The sequence below is a fragment of the Acidobacteriota bacterium genome (genome assembly GCA_028874215.1).
Lineage (GTDB): Bacteria > Acidobacteriota > UBA6911 > RPQK01 > JAJDTT01 > JAJDTT01.
Window position 1 is genome coordinate 62,643 of sequence record JAPPLF010000018.1, and the last position, 18,337, is coordinate 80,979.

12 protein-coding genes are annotated in these 18,337 nt (G+C 60.5%); 8 read left to right on the top strand and 4 right to left on the bottom strand.

Going from position 1 to position 18,337, the window contains the following annotated elements; genetic code table 11:
* Positions 1–2,052 carry a RecQ family ATP-dependent DNA helicase gene (locus OXT71_03490; protein MDE2925441.1) on the bottom strand — a complete coding sequence of 684 codons (2,052 nt, stop codon included), beginning with the start codon at positions 2,050–2,052 and terminating at the stop codon, positions 1–3.
* A 144-nt stretch (positions 2,053–2,196) separates the two neighbouring features.
* Between OXT71_03490 and OXT71_03495 the strand changes: the two genes are divergently transcribed.
* The gene (locus OXT71_03495) at positions 2,197–2,763 is read left to right on the top strand and encodes a hypothetical protein (protein ID MDE2925442.1); all 567 of its coding nucleotides are present in this window, start codon (positions 2,197–2,199) and stop codon (positions 2,761–2,763) included.
* 383 nt (positions 2,764–3,146) lie between these two features.
* Here OXT71_03495 and OXT71_03500 read toward each other — a convergent pair whose 3' ends face one another.
* Together OXT71_03500 and OXT71_03505 are read right to left on the bottom strand one after the other, a co-directional pair.
* Positions 3,147–3,788, bottom strand: coding sequence for a uracil-DNA glycosylase (locus OXT71_03500; GenBank protein ID MDE2925443.1), 642 nt, complete (start codon positions 3,786–3,788; stop codon positions 3,147–3,149).
* 224 nt (positions 3,789–4,012) lie between these two features.
* Positions 4,013–4,822 carry a Spy/CpxP family protein refolding chaperone gene (locus OXT71_03505; GenBank protein ID MDE2925444.1) on the bottom strand — a complete coding sequence of 270 codons (810 nt, stop codon included), beginning with the start codon at positions 4,820–4,822 and terminating at the stop codon, positions 4,013–4,015.
* Positions 4,823–5,082: 260 nt separating this feature from the next.
* On the opposite strand from OXT71_03505, the gene OXT71_03510 reads away from it, so the two are divergent.
* From OXT71_03510 to OXT71_03525, 4 genes are all read left to right on the top strand, one after another.
* A complete protein-coding gene (locus OXT71_03510) occupies positions 5,083–6,900 on the top strand; it encodes a PPC domain-containing protein (GenBank protein MDE2925445.1) in 1,818 nt (605 codons plus the stop codon).
* Between the two features lie 4 nt (positions 6,901–6,904).
* Positions 6,905–9,523 (top strand): DUF1549 and DUF1553 domain-containing protein, encoded by a 2,619-nt coding sequence (locus OXT71_03515; GenBank protein MDE2925446.1) that lies wholly within the window; start codon positions 6,905–6,907, stop codon positions 9,521–9,523.
* 50 nt (positions 9,524–9,573) lie between these two features.
* Positions 9,574–10,917, top strand: a complete 1,344-nt coding sequence (locus OXT71_03520; GenBank protein ID MDE2925447.1) for a DUF1501 domain-containing protein — start codon at positions 9,574–9,576, stop codon at positions 10,915–10,917.
* Between the two features lie 104 nt (positions 10,918–11,021).
* Positions 11,022–11,867: a class I SAM-dependent methyltransferase gene (locus tag OXT71_03525; protein ID MDE2925448.1), complete on the top strand. Its 846-nt coding sequence runs from the start codon at positions 11,022–11,024 to the stop codon at positions 11,865–11,867.
* Positions 11,868–11,894: 27 nt separating this feature from the next.
* Here the strand turns inward: OXT71_03525 and OXT71_03530 are convergent, their stop codons facing one another.
* Positions 11,895–13,619, bottom strand: coding sequence for an NAD-binding protein (locus tag OXT71_03530; GenBank protein MDE2925449.1), 1,725 nt, complete (start codon positions 13,617–13,619; stop codon positions 11,895–11,897).
* 193 nt (positions 13,620–13,812) lie between these two features.
* On the opposite strand from OXT71_03530, the gene OXT71_03535 reads away from it, so the two are divergent.
* The 3 genes from OXT71_03535 to OXT71_03545 all read left to right on the top strand — a co-directional run.
* A complete protein-coding gene (locus OXT71_03535; protein ID MDE2925450.1) occupies positions 13,813–14,121 on the top strand; it encodes a DUF4212 domain-containing protein in 309 nt (102 codons plus the stop codon).
* Positions 14,122–14,135: 14 nt separating this feature from the next.
* Positions 14,136–15,623, top strand: a complete 1,488-nt coding sequence (locus OXT71_03540; protein MDE2925451.1) for a VC_2705 family sodium/solute symporter — start codon at positions 14,136–14,138, stop codon at positions 15,621–15,623.
* A 744-nt stretch (positions 15,624–16,367) separates the two neighbouring features.
* A partial coding sequence (locus OXT71_03545; protein MDE2925452.1) for a DGQHR domain-containing protein occupies positions 16,368–18,337 on the top strand: 1,970 nt, incomplete at its 3' end.

Sequence of the window (18,337 nt, forward strand, 5' to 3'; positions counted from 1 at the left end):
TCATTGTGTTCCTCCGGCATCGGCGAGCGCGAGCGGCCACACAGCGTCACATCCGCGGCGGCGAAGTTCCCAGGTGAGAACTGTGAAGGTCCATCGGGAGTCCACGATATCGTCCATCAATAGCACGGGGCTCTTGAGAATGGCGGTTTTGTCGACTGTCACCGATCCAACGATGTTTCGCGCTTGCTTGTCGCTGTTTTCCATCGTTTTCTGTTCCGGACGGTCCTCTTTTTTTACCATCGTTACGCGGAATGGAAGCCCGAGCGCTGCTGCGAGACGCCGGGCGAAGTCAGGAACAAGGTCCGGATGGCAGTAGGACGGAACGGCGGTGACCCATTCCGGGAACGGATCGGGCCGCCACTGTCGCACCAGAGAAACACAAGCGTCTACGAGAGAGTCGGAGAATCTGTTGTCTACGTACTTTCCTTGCCGTACGAGATCCCCCCAGCCGTCGTCTGCCCAGGCACTGAGCGCTCTGCCGCGTTCTGCCTGATGATCGCGATCGATCCGCTTGCCTGGTGGCCAAGTCCGCCGTGGTCTAATGATCAGGCTATTGCGGCGCAAAAATGCAACGGCCTCACGAACTCGTTGCGGTGCTACTGTCGTGGATAAATTTGGGAGGTTTGGCGAAAAAACATTCTTGGACTCGCCGTCCAGGGACCGGATCAGGAACTCCATATGGCCGGAGGGCAGTCCGATGTACTCCTGCATTTGTGCTAGCTCAGTATGCCGCAGGTCAGTGAGCCGTCGCGCTCGATTCCAGAACTCTTGACTCAAGGTTGCAGCCGTGAGCTGCCACTTCGCTCCCAGCTTGGCGATCGGCGCCGGCGACTCCAGGGAAAGTAGTTGAAAGGTTTTTTCTATTCGACGGTAACTGACGTTAACCGCCATTTGAATCTCGCGGAACGAAAGGCCATCGGGAGCATCTTCCAGTGCCGAGACCACCGCGTCGACCTCATTTTCGGTCGGGAAAGCACTTCTGATGAAATAGTCTGCGATCTCCGTATCCTCGTGACCGCTCAGGAGCACCCCGTATGCCGCTCTGAGTGCCCGCCCCGCCCGTCCGACCTGTTGGTAGTAGGCCACGACCGAGCCAGGGGCTTGGTAGTGAATTACAAATGCCAGATCCGGTTTATCGAATCCCATCCCTAGAGCCGTTGTTGCAACCAGCGCCTTGAGTTCGTTGTCGAGCAAGGCTTGCTCCAGTTCCGGTCGGCCCGCACCGGATCTGCTCGTGTATGCGGCCACGTTGAGACCGCGTGACCGGAGCCAGGAGGCCACGAGTTCGGCGTCGCGAACCGTCAGCGTATAGACAATTCCGCTGCCGGAGAGCGACCGCAACTGATCGGCCAGCCAGGCGAGACGCTCGGATTGGCTCGGCAGGCGGATGGTCTGAAGGGTGAGTGACGGGCGGGAAAGGTCACCCCGTGAAACCTCAAGATTCGGTCCAAGAATGTCTTCCAAGTCGGCCATGACACGGTCGTTTGCCGTCGCGGTGGTTGCCAATAGGCGGAGATTTGGCGGTAGCGTACGGACTATGCCTTCAATCAGACGATAATGGGGACGGAAATCATGACCCCAGTCCGATATGCAGTGCGCTTCGTCGATAACGAGCAGTGAGACCCGGTTCGCCACCGTCCACAGCACTTCCCGTAAGAACCTCTCGTTGGCCAATCGTTCCGGAGAAATGATAAGGATGTCCGTCTCATCGCGACGGACCGCTTCCTCTACTTCGCTCCAACGTTCCCGATTGTTTGAGTTGATCGTCTCGGCCCGGATTCCCATCCGTTCCGCTGCCAAAATCTGGTTTCGCATCAACGCCAGCAGGGGACTGACGAGTAGTGTCGGACCCAAACCCGCCTCACGCAGGAGCATTGTCGCAATGAAGTAGACGAAGCTCTTGCCCCAGCCTGTTTTCTGGACCACTAACAGCCGGCCTTTTCCCTCTACGACATGGCGAACAGCCTCTTCCTGACCGGTCCGGAAACGGACGCCGGAATCACCAACGCCTGCCCGAAGGAGCGACAAGGCACGACGCGAAATGTATCTCACGCTCCGATTCTCCCTACGGAGTTACGAAGACTGTTTGCTGATCTGGTCACCGCAATCTCGACCTCGAATCGGATCGAGGTCAGATACAGTTATTCTACCGTCTGCCTCCCACATGCTCTCTATAACGAGCCCGACTGCTCCAGCATGGAGGTGCCGGGCATCTATGGTTGCGCCGGCCTCTCGGACATCGTCTTCATGTTCAGCCGGGACGGCATCACGTTCACCCATTTTCGCGAGGCCTTCATCCGTCCCGGGCGGGACATCCGGAACTGGCACGGCAGGGCCATCGAAGTGGGACCCACGCTGGTTCCCACCGGCGACGGGGAGATGTCCCTTTACTTCGTGGAGAATTACGGAACCCAGACGGTCAAGATCCGGCGCGGCGTGCTGCGGGAAGACGGGTTCGTCTCGCTGCAGGGCAACTTCGAGGGCGGATCGGTCCGGACCCGGCCCTTCCGCTTCTCAGGCTCCCGGCTCACGCTGAACTACTCCACCTCGGCCGCGGGGAGCCTCCGGGTCGAGATCCAGGACCAGCGGGGAGATCCCCTGGAGGGCTTTGGCCTGGACGATTGCAAGTTGATCTTCGGCGACGAGCTACAGCGGACCGTCACGTGGAAGGGCGGCTCCGACCTGTCTGCCCTGGCCGGTCAGACCGTGCGAATGAAGATCGAAATCCGCGACGGCGACCTCTTCTCGCTGCAGTTCCATTAGGAACGCTTGGAGGGGGGACTTTCTTGTCCCCCCTTACCCTTACGCTCGTAAAGTGCATTCCGTGCAAGGTTGTCGGCGGAGTCCAAGCCGGCACCGCGAGCGTGGATCAACTTTAATGAGTCGTCTTGCAGCCGACATAGCCGGTCAAATCGGTTCTCGGAAATGCGGCCTTGTGCCAGTCGAACCAAGTCGGCCTGGACCAGTGCCGAGATCGAGGTTCCTGCTTCTGCTGCCTTGATCCGGCAAAGCCGGTAAGTTTCATCGTCCACGGACACGGTTATTGTCTTCACGTTGATCCCACAGTTTCAAAATCCCTTTGACTAATAGGATGCCGGGGGGGGCTCCTCTCAATGTCGAAAGAATGAGTCGCTGTTCGTAAGGAGTCATCCCTTGCACCACTGGTGCAGCCCGTCGATCTGGGTTAGAAACTTCGTCTGCCCTCCATGGCTGGGATGCCGCACTTGAATGATCGTCCTCCGATCGACCAGGCGGCGTGCCGTTTTCGCCGCGTCGTTGCCGATGGCGACCAGCCTGCGCGGCCGCAGGAGCCGGATGAGTTCGTCGAGAAACTCCTCGCCGATTCTGCGCTCGTCAGCGGTGTGAGGACGGTTGCTGAAGGGGTTTCCCGGCCTGTGCGGATGCAAGGGGAATACATTCCACAGGAAGACCGATGACTCGATTCGCGAGAGAGCCCTCCAGATGACGGTGGCGGTCTGCTCAGAAACTTTTTCGCCTCTTGTCGGCCGCCTTACCGAAAGGCCCCAGCGTTCGGCGTGCTCGTGCAGGTGGACGTCGTCCGTAAAGGCGAGTCCCGTCCGCCGCCCGCCCCGGTGGCCGGGGTCGCGGCCGATCCAGAGAAAATCGACGTCCCGTTTCGCCGCTGCCTCCAAAATGGAATGCAGCGTCGTACAACGAAGCTGCGGCGCGTCGTCGCGGTCGTACCGGACGCAACGCTCCGAATACGGGTTGAAGGTGTTCTCAAGACTCAGTTCGCGCAGAGCCTCCACGAACTGTATTGGCGTCACGGAATCCCGTCTCCTTCGCCGAGGATAGCAAGTTAGCGGTCGTACGCGTACAAACGGCCGCGGCGCTTGCCGGTGATCTCTCGCGATACCTTGTGCGGCCAGTAGATCCATCGCCGAGGCCGTAGTGTGAAAAGAGGGGTTCGAAGGGAGGGGATCGTGGGCAGGCGGGACGGGCTTCGGCCGGTGGCCGCCGACCGGTCGATCGGCGGCCACCAGGCTTCGAATCATAGTCTCCAGCCGGGGCGGTGTCCGCGGCGGGCTCCGGGTCGCCCTCTCCGGTCGCGGAACTTCTCGATCTGCTTCAACTGTTCCGGCGTCAGCAGCGCGGAGAACGACTCTCTCGCGGATTTATGCGCCTCCTGAATCTGCTGCCTCACGTCACTCCCCTCGATGACGAGTTCACCGACCCTGGCGGGCGAAGACTCCTCCATCTCCAGTTGTTCCCGCAGTTGGGTCCGGATGCCGGCGCCCTTCTCCCGGAGAGAGGACATGGCGGCCTTGTGGGTCTCTCGCAGCTTCTTGACCTCGGCCATCTGCTCCTCGGTCAGGCCCAGCCGTTTCAGAGCCCGGTGGGGAGGCAGCGCGGACCGTCGGAGAGCCCCGCGCCCCCGTGCTTTTCCGATCTTCTCCTTTTGTTCCGCTGTCAGCAGATCGGAAAAAGATTTCCGCATGGCTTGCCGCGCCTCCCGAATCTGCTGCCGCACGTCGTGCCCCTCTTTGACGAGTTCGCCGACCTGGGAGGCGGAAGACTCGTCCGTCCCCAGTTGTTCCCGCAGTTGGGTCCGGATGCCGGCTCCCTTTTCCCGGAGAGAGGACATGGTGGCCTTGTGGCTCTCTCGCAGCTTCTTGACCTCGGCCATCTGCTCCTCGGTCAACCCCAGCCGCTTCAGCGCCCGTTCGGCAGGAAGGCCACCCGATCGGAAAGCCCTGCGCCCGGGTCCGGCCTGTTGATTGTGGAGAGCGGCGAGGGTGCCTCCCAGAAGGGTGACTCCCAGCAGCCCGACGATCCAGAACTTGGGTTGTTTGATGCTCATGACGTTACTCGCTCCTTCCTTGGGTGACGCGCCGGCCCCCGATGAGGCGTCGGCGCCGTTTCCCGACATTCGCCTTGTGGGTTTCTCCTCGCTCCACACATCCCCATAAAACGAATGAGCGGGTCCGATGTTTCAATCGGCCACACCGCCGCCAAATTGACTCAAGGCCGGACGAATCAATAAAATCGGCCGGAAAAGAGAAGCTTCGGCGGGGTCGCATCCAAGTGAAATTCGGCGGTACAGGTCTGCAAGTCCCGGACATGCTTCGCTCTTCCGGGGGTCTGTCGGCCGCCTTGCTGACGGTCTTCATCGCGCTTCCGGGTAATTCCGGCAACGCCGGACCCCTTCCCGAGCCGAACCTGTCTTCCCTTTTTCCCCTGGGAGGACGGCCCGGCGCTCAGGTCCGGGTCACGGTTCGGGGCGAGCAATTGGCTTCCGCGCGAGCGGTCTGGTTCGACTCGCCGGGACTGAACGCCGAGATCGTGAGTGCCGAGGCGAAGGATGAGGAAAATGCCGGGACCGAAACGTCGCCCGAATCCGGCGCGGATCGGCTGTCCCTCCGGGTCTCCATCGATCCGAACGAAAAGCCCGGAGAGCGGCGGTTGCGTGTCGTGACTCCAGGAGGTCTCTCCAACTCGCTCCCCTTCTGGGTGCACCGGGAAGCCACTCAAATGGAAGCGGAGAGCGCTCATGAGCTTCCGGACGGAGCCCAGGCCCTGAAGCGTTATCCCCTGGCCGTTCACGGCCGGATCACCCGGCGGGGCGAAGTGGACGACTACTCGTTCCACGCGCCGGCGGGGACGACTCTGCGGTTCCAGGTCGTCTCCAGTCCGGCTCTGGACCCGGCCATCACTCTCTACGAGAGGTCCGGCGGCTGGTTCGATCCCAAGGGAACCCGGCGAATCGCATTCAACGACGAAGACGTTTTCTATCCGGGGTCGAGCGCCGAGCCGGCATTGAGCCACCGGTTCTATGAAGCGGGCACCTACTTCGTCCGGGTCAGCAGTTTCATGGGCACGGCCAGCCCCGACCACGCTTACGTACTGCGGGTCGTCCCGGAGCAGGATCGAGGGGAGCCCGCCGGCTCCGCGCAGGGTCCGGACCCGGCTCCCGCGAATTGGGAGGAACGCAGTTGGACCCGCAAGTTGGCGACCGACCGCATGAAGACCTTGTGGACCCGGGCCGTGCCGTCCCTGGCCTCCCGGCCGGAGGGAGAATCCGATTCCGAGACGGGCGAATCCGCTCCCGGCGCGAAACCCGATCCTTTCGCTCCCATCCCCGTGGTTTCTCTGGACGGCGGGCAGCCGCCGGAAACGGAGCCGGCCCGAATCACTCTGCCCACCCTGCTCACGGGAGTGATTCAGCGTCCCGGCGAGATCCATCGCGTCCGTTTTTCCGCCGCGGTGGGAGACCGCATCGTGCTGGAGGTGGAGACCCCCGGCAAGACGGTCCCGCTGTTCAACCCGTACCTGAAACTCGTCGATGCCGACGGAGTGGAGGTTCTGACCAACGTCCATTCCATCCTCAACTCGAATTCTGAAATCCAGAAGCAGATTCATCCCAAGACCACCCATGCCTTCCCCAGGGCAGGCGAGTTCACGCTGGAAATCCGTGACATCACGGCGACCTACGGGGACGCGGAAATGAGGTACCGGGTGATGGTTCGTCCCCAGGTCCCCCACATGGGGAAGGTCCACATCGAAAACGAGGTGCTGAACCTGGAGGCGGGCCGGGCCGGCAGGCTGAGTGTGATCACGGATCAGGAGGAGGGCTTCGAGGGCGCCATCATGCTCACCGTGGAGGGCCTTCCTCCCGGCGTCGAGACGGTGACCGCCACCGAGACCGAGCCGGTCACGCCGCTGGCCATCAACCGGGGCCGGGAAGAACGGTACGTGGCCCAAAACAAGAAGGCGACGTTCGTGCTCGTCGCCTCGCCCGACGCGCCGGAGACCCCCCGGCCGGTCAAGGTCCGGGTCTCGGCTCAACCCGTGGTGGAGGGTCTTCTGGGCCCCGTCACCCCGGTCAAGGAGTTGTTCGTCATGGTGCTCCCGACGAGGGAAGCGAACCGAGAGGAATGAGGGAATGAAAGCCGTCTGGGAATCGCTTGGTCGGATTGCATGGCGCGGCCTCCGGTGGGCCGTGTGTCTGGCGGCTGTAGTGGCTTTCCCCGCGGAAGCGACGGTCCACGCGCGTGCGTCTTCCGCCTCCGCCGGGACGGCGGCCGAAGCTTCGTTCGACGCTGCCGTCGTCAGTCTGCACCTCTATCCAGAAGAACGGACCCTGAGGGGCGGGAACGCCAGCCAGCAATACGTCGTGACGGGGACGCTGGCCGACGGCAGCCGCAAGGACCTGACGGACCAGGCGTCGTTTTCGCTCTCGGACCCCAAGGTCGCGCGGGCCGGGGAGCGGGGACGTTTCGCCGCCGTCGGCGACGGCGAAACGGAGGTGGTGGCGGTCGTGGGGCAGTTGGAAGCCAGGTCCCGGCTGCGGGTGGAGGACTCGGGGTGGACGAGACCGTTTCACTTCTCCCGGGACGTCCTCTCCATTCTGACCCGACGCGGCTGCAACCAGACGGAGTGCCACTCCGGCTTGAAGGGCCGGGGTGGATTCAAGCTGTCCATGAACGCGTCGCACCCGCGGCAGGACTACGACTGGATCGTACAGGGCGGAATGTACCAGGTCCTCACCGACGAGCCCGGCGATCCGAAAATCCCCCGTGTCAACCTGAAAGAACCGGACAAGAGCCTGCTGTTGCAGAAACCCACAATGCAGGTTCCCCACGCCGGGGGCCCGAGAATCGACCAGGAGTCCAGGGAATACGCCCTCCTCCTGGACTGGGTCCAAAGGGGTTCCCCCTACGGCGAGAAGGACTCGAAACGGGTCAAGGCCGTCCGGATGGAGTTGTTTCCACGGGAGACCGTCCTGCGGCAGGGAGAAGAGCAGCAACTGGTGGTGAGCGCCCACCTGTCGGACGGAAGCGTGGAGGACTACACGAGACGGGTCCGGTTCGACGTGAATCACGGCTCCGTGGCCGAAATTTCTCCCGGCGGCCTGGTGAAGGCTCGCAACGGAGGCGAGACGGCGATCCTGGTGCGGGGCGCGGGCCAAGAGGTCCTGGGGACCGTCGGGGTGGTGGCGGACCGGGTGGCCGACTATCCGGACCTTCAGCCGCAAAATTTCATCGATGAACGGATCTTCTCCAAGCTCCGCCGCTTCAACATCGTCCCCGCGGAGCTGTCGAGCGATTCCGAGTTCCTGCGGCGGGTCTGCCTCGACCTGACCGGCCGGATCCCCCCGGTGGCCCGGGTCAAGGAGTTCCTGGCGGACCCGGACCCGCGAAAGCGCGAGAAGCTGGTGGAGGCCCTGCTGGATTCCCCCGAGTACGTGGACTACTGGACCTTCCGTTTCGCCGACCTGTTCCGGGTGTCGGTCTTCGTCCTGGGCATCAATCCCAAGTGGAGCCAGTCGTACTGGGAGTGGATCCGGGACGCCGTGGAGCGCAACCGGCCCTACGACGAAGTGGCCCGCGAGCGCATGTCGTCACAGGGTTACAGCGCCCCGTCCCGCCACTATCTGCCCTACCTGGTGGTGCCGCCCCCGGAGAACATGATGGGCGAGCAGGTCCGGGTCTTCATGGGGCGCCGGTTGGATTGCGCTCAATGCCATGACCATCCCTACGAACGCTGGACCCAGAACCAGTTCTGGGGAATGACGGCCTTCTTCGGCTCCATGTTCAAGCTGGGCGCCAATCCCGAATCGGTCATTTTCGATCATCCCAACGGGACCGAAGTGGCCGCCGACGTTCCCAGTCCCAAGGACCTGCGGGTGTTGCACCCGCGCACCGGGGAGGTGGTCGATCCGGTGTTGCTGGACGGGACCCGGGTGGCGCACACTCCGACGAACTACCCGCGCGGCGAGCTGGCCAAGTGGGCCACCTCCCATCCCTACTTTGCGGAAGCCGCCGTCAACCGGATGTGGAGCTACTTCTTCGGCCGGGGCCTGGTGGAGCCGGTGGACGATTTCCGGAGCAACAATCCTCCCACCCATCCCCAACTGCTGAGGCAGTTGGCCCAACACTTCGCCGACAACGGCTACGACCTGAAACAACTGTTCCGGCTGATCGTGAACTCGAGGACCTATCAACTCTCCAGCACCACACGAGGGTCGCAACCGGCCGGCCAGGCAATCTACGCTCACGCGCCTTCCCGTCCCCTGGAGGCCGAAATCCTGCTCGACGCCATCTGCGACGTCACCGGCGTTCCGGAGCATTTTCCCGTGCCCGCCTTCGCCAGCGTCAGGACCGATGGCGCGGCTCCCAAGGGAACCCGCGCGGTTCACCTGAAGGAACCGGATGTCTACGCCTCTTCGTTTTTGGATATCTACGGCCGGCCCACCCGTTTTTCGGTGCCGGAGCGGGACTCGGAACCGATGCTGAGCCAAGCGCTGCACATCCTGGCGGGGTCGACCTACAACGAAAAGCTGTGGACGGAAGGGTCGCGCGTTTACGACCTGTTCCGGCGGGGAGCGTCGGACGGGGAGATCGTCGAAGATCTCTACCTGGCCGCCTTTGCCCGGTTTCCGACACCGTCCGAGTCGGAGGAGCTTTCGGGTCTGATCGCGCGGACGACCAGCCGCGAGCAGGCCCTTCGAGATCTCCAGTGGGCCGTCCTCAGTTCGCGGGAGTTCGCCGAGAACCACTGACGTTGCGGAATTACAGCCCTAACGTGTACAGTGGAGACAGCGGTGTATTCATGTTGAAGCAGATCGGATGCCTGCGGCAACCCCAAGGTTACTGGAGCCGGCGTGATTTCATCCGGGTCGGTTCGCTGGGGTTTCTGGGCGCCCATCTGACCCAGTATCTGCGGCTGGAGGCGGCTCTCAAGACGGCCGGCGCGGACCTTTCAGGCGCGAAGGCCAACGCCTGCATTCTGGTCTGGCTGGAGGGAGGCCCCAGCCAGATCGACACCTGGGACCCCAAGACCAACAGTTCCTTCCGGCCCATCTCCACCAACGTCGACGGCATCCAGATCTCGGAGCTGCTGCCCCGGCTGGCCAAGCGGATGGACAAGCTGGCGCTGGTCCGTTCCATCAAGTCGTTCGGCAACGACCATCCCCAGGCGGTCCACTACTCCATCACCGGCCACCGCCACAATCCGGCCATGGAATTCCCCAGCCTGGGGTCCATCGTGGCCAAGGAGATGGGGTCCTCCAACGGACTTCCTCCCTACGTCATCGTCCCTCGCTGGGAGCGCAACCGCCAATACCAGGATTTCTTCCGTTCCGCCTTCCTGGGTCCGGACTACATGCCCATGACCATCCCGGACCCCGCGAAGGAGGATTTCCACGTCCCCAACCTGACCCTGCCCAAGTCCCTGAGCCCGGCCGTGCTGGAGAATCGCCGCCTGTTCCTGGACTCGGTGGACCGGATCTACCGGAACCGGGTGGAGAGCCTGAAGCACTCCAGCATGGACGCCTTCATGGACAAGGCGTGGCAGATGATCCTGGCGCCCCAGGTGCGGGAGGCCTTCGACCTCTCCAAGGAATCGGAGAAGACGCGCGAGGCTTATGGCCGCGATTCTGTGGGACAGAGCATGCTGCTGGCGAGGCGCCTGGTGGAGGCCGGCAGCCGGTTCGTCACCGCGGCCGGTTTTCACGGCAATTCCTGGGATACCCACAGCAAGAACGACGAGGGGCACCGGGACCGCCTGACGCCGCCGTTGGACCGGTCGCTTTCCGCCCTCATCGACGACCTCAGCGAGCGAGGTCTCTACGATTCGACCGTGGTCCTGGTGATGGGCGAGTTCGGAAGGACACCCCACCTCAATCCCGGCCTGGGCCGGGACCATTGGCCCCAGTGCTGGTCCATCGCCCTGGGCGGCGGCGGCCTGCAGACGGGCACGGTGGTGGGCCGGAGCGATGATCGCGGCGCATTCGTCGTGGAGCGCGAGGTCAGCATCGGAGACATCTTCGCCACCGTCTACAAGGCCCTGGGAATCGACTGGCACAAGGAATACATGACGCCCGTCGGACGCCCCCTCAAGATCGCCAACGGCCTCGACGATCTCACCGGAGTACCTCTCCCCGAGCTGATCTAACCGCAATCGCCGACGTCTCCTTTCGGCGCCATGGACAGCCGCCGTCAACCCGCGACGACACGAACCCCTTGCCAACCAGTTCCGATCGACCTGCAGGGAGCGATATGAGCAACCGAAAAGAAGACACCACCTACACCATGGGCCGCACTCAGGCCGAGACCGAACGCCTGATCCGCCAGTCGCGGCTGTATTCGGGTCTGACCCGGCGCATGCTGACCGAAGCGGGCCTGACCAACGGCATGAAGGTCCTGGACATCGGCAGCGGAGCGGGAGACGTGGCCATGGCCGCGGCTGAGCTGGTGGGTACCGAGGGCCGGGTCGTGGGCGTCGACGTCAACGCGGAGATCCTGGAAACGGCTCGGGCCCGCGTCGCGCAATCCGGGCTGGAACATGTCGAGTTCGTGGCTGGGGACGCGCGCACGCTGGACCTGGAAAGCGATTTCGATGCCTTGATCGGTCGTTTCGTACTCATGTATCTGCCCGATCCGGCCGGGGCCCTCAGGCAACTCTCCACGCGCTTGCGCCCGGGAGGCATCGTTGCGTTCCACGAGATCGGCTTCAACCCAAATCGATTGCCTCATGCCATCGATACCCCCTTGGCGCACCAGTTGGTCGATTGGACGATGGAGGTCTTCAAACGATCGGGCGCCCATGCCGATCTGGCCTTTCGCCTGTACGGGACCTTTGTTGACGCCGGCCTGCCCGAACCCCGCCTGGAATACACGGCGCTGGGTGGCGGGGAGCCGGGATGGGCGGGATACCAATACATCGCCGACAGCGTGCAGAGTGTCCTCCCGCTCCTGGAGCATTTCGGAATAGCGACTGCGGAAGAGGCGGATCTGGGGACTATCCCCGAACGGTTGCGGGCGGACGTGGCCGCGACGAAATCGGCGATCGTCCTGCCCATGACCGTCATGGCCTGGACGCGGTTGCAGGAGGCCGGCGGCTGATCGGTTGCCGTCTTCGAAAAGTCGCGGTTACCACGGACTGCTGGAGAACTGCCCTCCGAAGGCCTTGCTGAACAGTGTCCGTTGCTCGGTGTCGCCGAGCATGACCAATTGTGCTCCAGGCTCGAGCTTCATCTCGGACCGCAGCTTGGTCACGGTTTCGCCGTTCTGCTGTATGGCAACCACGCTCAGGCCGGTGAGGGAACCGATGTGGCTTTCGTACAGGGTCTTGTTTTCCAGGGACGGCGGCAATGGCACCGAGAACAGGTCGACCCCTTCTCCCAGCATCACGAGTTCATGCCCTTCGATGAGCGACACCACCGCTTCCGTTCCCAGGGAGGCGTAGCTCAGAACGAAATCGGCCCCGGCCCGATGGATGGCCTCCAGGTTACGATCGTGGGTGATTCGGCTCACGATGCGGAGATCGGGTTTGAGGCGTCGCAGGTAAACGGCCAGATAGACGTTCATGGCGTCGTCGCTGGTGCTCAGAAGCACCGAGGAGACATCGTCGAGTCCCGCCCGTTTCAGGACCTCGCGGTCGTTGGCGTCCCCGATGAACACCTGATCGGCGATTCCCTTCACGTCTGCCGCCACCTGCGGATCGCGGTCGAGGACATGGACCCGGAGCCCCTTCCTCTTCAGAGTACGGGTGGCGGTCTCGCCGACCCTTCCGGCCCCGATTATGAGACCCGAAGCGCTGAAATGGGGCTGGTGGCCATGCAGCATGCGGGCGAGTACGGACAACTGTTCCGACGAGCCCACGACGACCACGATGCTCTCGTGGGTGATGGGAGTGTGAGGGAAGGCGGGAATCAGGTGTCCGTGTTCCCACACACCGACGATGTTCAGTCCGGTCCGTTCTCGAAGCCGGGTCTCGCGGATCTGGAAACCGGCCAGGGGCGTGTCCCGCGCCGAAAACTCGGCGATCTGGAGCCCGGAGAAACTACCAACGACGTCCACCTCGCCAAGCCCGGCGCTGACCCGGTTGGCCAAGGACTCCCCCAGGCGGACCTTCAGCGGCAAGACGTGCGTGCATCCGCTCAGTTCCAGAATGTCGGTGGAATCCTCATTCTCGGCGATACCGACGATGGGCAGGTCGCTGGACATCTCCCGGACGGTCAACGTGATGTTGGTGTTCGTCGTGTCCTCGCAGTTGGCGAGGAGTAGACGAGCCTGTTGTGCTTGCAATCCGGTGTAGGTCGTCTTGTTGTCCAGATCGCCGGCTACGACGGATGCCCCTTCATGCAGGAGCCGGGCAGCTTTTTCGGGGTCCGGTTCGATGACATAGCATGGAATCCCCCGGAGCCGAAGCTGCTTGGTGATCCCTGCCGCAATTTCATCGTGGCGGGTGATGATGACGTGATTCCTGACATCCGCGGGCACTCGGCGAGGGGCCCGTAGCCGCACCTGAGCTTCCAGCCAGGGTGCGTAGAAGAAACGGATGAAGGTGAAGGGCAGCACCACCAACATCAGCACGACACCTGAGATCAGCACGGCCACGCTGAACAACCTTCCCAGGTCGGTGGCGAAGACCACGTCCCCGTAACCCAGGGTGCTCATGGTGATCACGACCCAGTAGATCCCCGTGGTCCAGGAATGGGACTGCCCTTCGTGAACCATGATCACCTGGAAGAGGACGGCGAACAGCAGGATGACGACGCCGAGAAAGACGATGTAGCGAAGCAGCGCCAGGACGTTCTGGCGTAATTCCCCAGCGCCGAAGACGTCGGCCAAGTCACTCCACGGGAATCGCATGCTCGAACGGTAACTCCAGGTTCGGACCTCGCAGGATCGGTCTTCGGGGCATTCGGCGCACCAATTTACCATTCCGGCGGGGGCAAAGAGAAAGCGAAAAAAGAGGAACAGAATACCGGGGTTGCCGCACGGCACGGTTCGTTGACCCTCGGATGACCATCCTGTATAGTGCGGCGCCCTTAGAGGAAAGCCCATGCCGGAAGTCAATCTTTTCCGTCCCCGAGGCCGCTACTTGAAGAGAGTCCGCCGGATCATCTTCACGATAGTGGCCCTGTGGGCTTTGATGGTTTTCGGATTCCAGATTCTTCTGTTCCTGGTTCAACGGGACCCCATGGGGTCCAGTTTCCTCACCGACGCCCGGATCCTGGGATTCCCGTTCCACTACTGGTTCACGGGCCAGTTCTCCATTATTGGATTCCTGCTGCTTTGCCTCTGGTTCAACCGGCTCTACGACCGGCTGATCGATTCCGACGAAGCTCCCCGGCGGAGGCAAGGCAAGTAGTGGATGACATCGCGGTGAGAACCGGGCCCGCCCTGATCCTGGCGGCGACCCTGCTCTTGTTCGTGCTGGTGGGGATCCTGACCCGGGTCCGCAACCTGGAAGAATACTGGGTGGCCGGCCGCAGGATCGGTCCCGTCTCTTCGGGGATGGCTATCGCCAGCAACTGGATGAGCGCCGCCAGCTTTCTGGGGATGGCGGGCCTCCTCTACCTGCAAGGCTATTTCGGATTGGCCTACGTCCTGGGCTGGTGCGGCGGGTACGTGCTGCTGCTGGTCCTGATGGCGGCTCAGATCCGCAACTACGGGAAGTTCACCGCGCCCGACTTCATCGGCGACCGGTACTACTCCAAGACGGCCCGGTTCCTGGCCGCCATCATCACGCTGGTCATCTCCTTCGTCTATGCCGTGGGCCAGTACAAGGGCATCGGAGAGATGTTCAAGTGGATCTTCGGGATGGACTACAAGTTGTCCATCATCACCGGGACCATCGTGGTTCTCTCCTACGTGCTCCTCTCGGGAATGATGGGAGTGGTCCGCAACCAGCAGGTGCAGTACATCGTCCTCATCACCGCCTTCCTGCTGCCGCTTTTCTTCATCGCCAAGAAGCTGGGGTTCTTCTACTTCGTCCCGCAGGTGGGTTACGGGGAGGCCGTGGCCCAGCTCCAGGAGACCCAGCCCCAGTTCGTGTTGCCCTGGGGGGACGAGGGGGTCTATCAGTGGATCGCCCTCTGTTTCACTTTGATGGTGGGGACGGCGGGACTGCCCCACGTGATCCAGCGCTTCTACCTGGTCCCCAACGCCAGCGACGCCCGTAAGTCGGTGGTCTGGGGACTCTTCTTCATCGGCGTCCTCTACTGGAGTTCGCCCGCCTTCTCCGCTTTCGGCAGGATCCTGAATCCGGACGGGGGCAGGGAAGTGGCCGACGTCATCATCATCAATGCCGCTGAGAACGCGGCACTCCCCGAATGGTTCACCGGTCTCCTGGCGGCGGGAGCCGTGTCCGCCGCCTTCAGCACCGTGGCGGGGTTGTTGATGGCCGCATCGGCCGCCTTCGCCCACGACCTCTATTTCGGGCTCTTCAAGCCGACCGCCTCCAACAAGGAGCGCGTCATCGTGGCGCGCCTGGGAGCCGTGGTGCTGGGTTTCGCCATCATGTTGGTGGCCCTGGAACCGCCCGCCCTCATCGGACAGATCGTGGCCATGGCCTTCGCCATTGCCGGGTGCACCATTTTCCCCGTCTTCGTGCTGGGTATCTGGTGGAGCCGCACCACCCGCGAGGGGGGCATCGCCGGCATGCTGGTCGGGGGGCTGATCTCCATCGGCGCCCTCTTCTGGGGCGACACGGCGTTGGCTTCGTGGATTCCCGCCACTTCGTCGGCATTGATCGGGGCACCGGTGGCATTCCTGACCATCATCGTGGTCTCCCACCTGACTCCCGCGCCGCCGAAGGAGATCGACGGCCTCATGCAGCAGATCCATACCGAAGAGGACGGGTCGGCTTAGGTACCTGCGCGCGGCATCGCCCGATCGGGGTCGAGGGTCCGGGATCTGCGGCCGGCGACGCCACCACTGCCGGGCCGTTTTTCGTCCGTAGCCGTTTCGCTGGAAGCAAGAGCTCTACGTTCCGGTCCCTGTCTGTTTCGGTTTGGTCCTGCTCACATCAGATTCGGCGATGCGGCGGGCTGTTTCTTCACGTCTGCGACGGGCTCGTTCACGGGATCTGCCAAGGGCGGATTCTATGCCACCGAGTTCTAGCCTACGGGACTGCATGGAAGTGTGGCGACTCTGGGAACACATTAGCGAATTGCCTCCCCCAAGAGTACGGGAACACGGCCCGAGTTGTCATACACGAACCAGTTATCGACCAGATGGCGGTAAATCTGGTTGAAATTGCGCCTTCCAACATCAAACCGTCATCGAATCACGGACTTGGGTAGGTCGTGCCCTCCCTCCAATACTCTGGGCGCCACACGTTTGATCGCAACCTCGGATGTAGGCATTGGATTCTAGCTTCGGATTGAATTGAAAAACCTTGGAGGAGGAACACGAACAAAACCGAAAAAGTACTCACGGCAGAAATATGACGTCTACGATGTCAGGGTCTGTGACTACACTTACCGCATGTTGGTGCGTCGAAAGATAACAACAGATAACAACCGGTCAATTCCCAATCTAGAACATTAAGGCACCGCACAGACACACATTCCACCCATATTAAAAGTAACAAACCGGAGCTAGGTGTCAAAAGTGAAAAAGGAATCCTCTCCACTACTTAACCGTTTGCTTACGGGCCGACCTCAACTAAACAGAGAAGCTACGAAACGCCGCAAGACATTCAATTACCTTACCGTTAAACGCAGCGACGTCGATGACTTTATCTCCAAGGGTTGGGAAATGGACAAGGAACTCAAGATAAAGGTTCGACTCAAGCGCCCGAAGGGAATCGACAAGCAATTGGAAGATCGATTATGGATGTTCTTCTTTAAGGTGGGTTATCCTGAATTAAATGAAGGTCGGAAGTTCACTGTTCAGATCAAACGCCACAACGTCCCTCCAATTCGTAAGCAAATTGATGTATTCGCCAAGGACGACGAGACTGTCGTTGTGGCCGAATGCAAAGCGTCAACCACACTAGGTAGGCGAAGCCTTCAAAAGGACATCGAGGAATTCGCAAATCTGAAGGGAGCGATTGCGAATTCGATTAAGAAACATTTCGGGCCGAGTTTTAAACCAAAAATCATCTGGCTATTCGTTACCGAAAACATTATCTGGTCACAGCCCGACAAAATTCGCGCTGCTGGAGAGAACATACGAATCGTTACAGAGCGTGAGCTGCGATACTATGTGCAGATCTCTAATCACATCGGCTCCGCTGCACGTTATCAATTCCTCGCTGAATTCCTAAAGAATCAGGACATTCCTGAGCTAGCAGAAAAGACGGTTCCAGCTATTCGAGGCAAACTAGGTGGGCGGAAGTTTTACTCATTTGTAACCACACCAAAGGATTTGTTAAAGATAAGCTTTGTAAACCATAGATCGTTAAATGATCCTGGAGGTGTTCCCTCTTATCAACGATTGGTTAGTCGAACGAGGTTGCGCCAAGTAGCGCAATTCATCAATAACAGAGGATTCTTTCCGACAAATATTCTCGTTAACTTCATCTCCAGCGTTCGATTTGACTCCATTAAGAAAAATAAACTTGCTGATGTCACTTTTGGAACACTTTATCTTCCAAATCGGTATCGATCTGTGTGGATCATCGACGGGCAGCATAGATTATATGGATTCACAGATGCTGAGGAGCAGCACCTATCTCAAAATATTGTGGTAATCGCATTTGAAAAACTCTCTCGCGAAGACGAGGCTAATCTGTTTGTGACGATTAATCATGAGCAAAAATCGGTGCCAAAGACACTTCTGGATGATCTGGAAGGAGATTTGAAATGGGGCTCAGATAAACCCCATGAACGTATTGGCGCCATCGCTGCTCGGTTAATCAACGCACTGAACGGTGATGTGGGTGAAGCATTTTATAATCGAGTAGTCCAACAAGGAATCACGGCAACGGAAAAAACATGCCTCACCATTCCGGGCCTAAAGATCGGAATCAAACGGTCGGGGCTCATTGGAAAAGTCAATCGCCGGCCGAAAGTCTACCTGCTCGGTCCATTTTCGGGAGCAACAGACCAAGAGACATTGGAACGTGCAAGGTCAGCCATCAATAGCTACTTTGCTCTAATTCGAGATAATGGTGCAGTGCACTGGCAAAAGGGGCGATCAGGATTTCTATGTACTAACATCTCGATTCAAGCGTATCTATTGCTTTTTTCGGCACTAATTGAATACATGGAATCGAGCATGGGAGTGGACACTAAGCAACTCAGACCCAAAGAAATCGTTCTTGGAATTGACAAATATTTGGAGCCAGTTTTGAAGTTTCTCTCCGGAGCTGATGAAGTTCAAATGGAGAGGAGATTCAAAGTGCAATACGGTTCCGGTGGGCCGCGGGAATACTTTTATCGGCTTTGTCGACTCGTAAAACAGAATTTCAGTAGTTTTTCGCCAGCCGGGATGGACGATTGGGAAGAAGAACAATCTGAAGAGAACATCGCAATCGCTGATAAGAAACTGAAGGACATTAATATTGAGGTGCAAAAATATAGGGGATTATATATTGAGGTTGACAGAGCGTCAACTCCCGGTGTTAAATCCTCGGC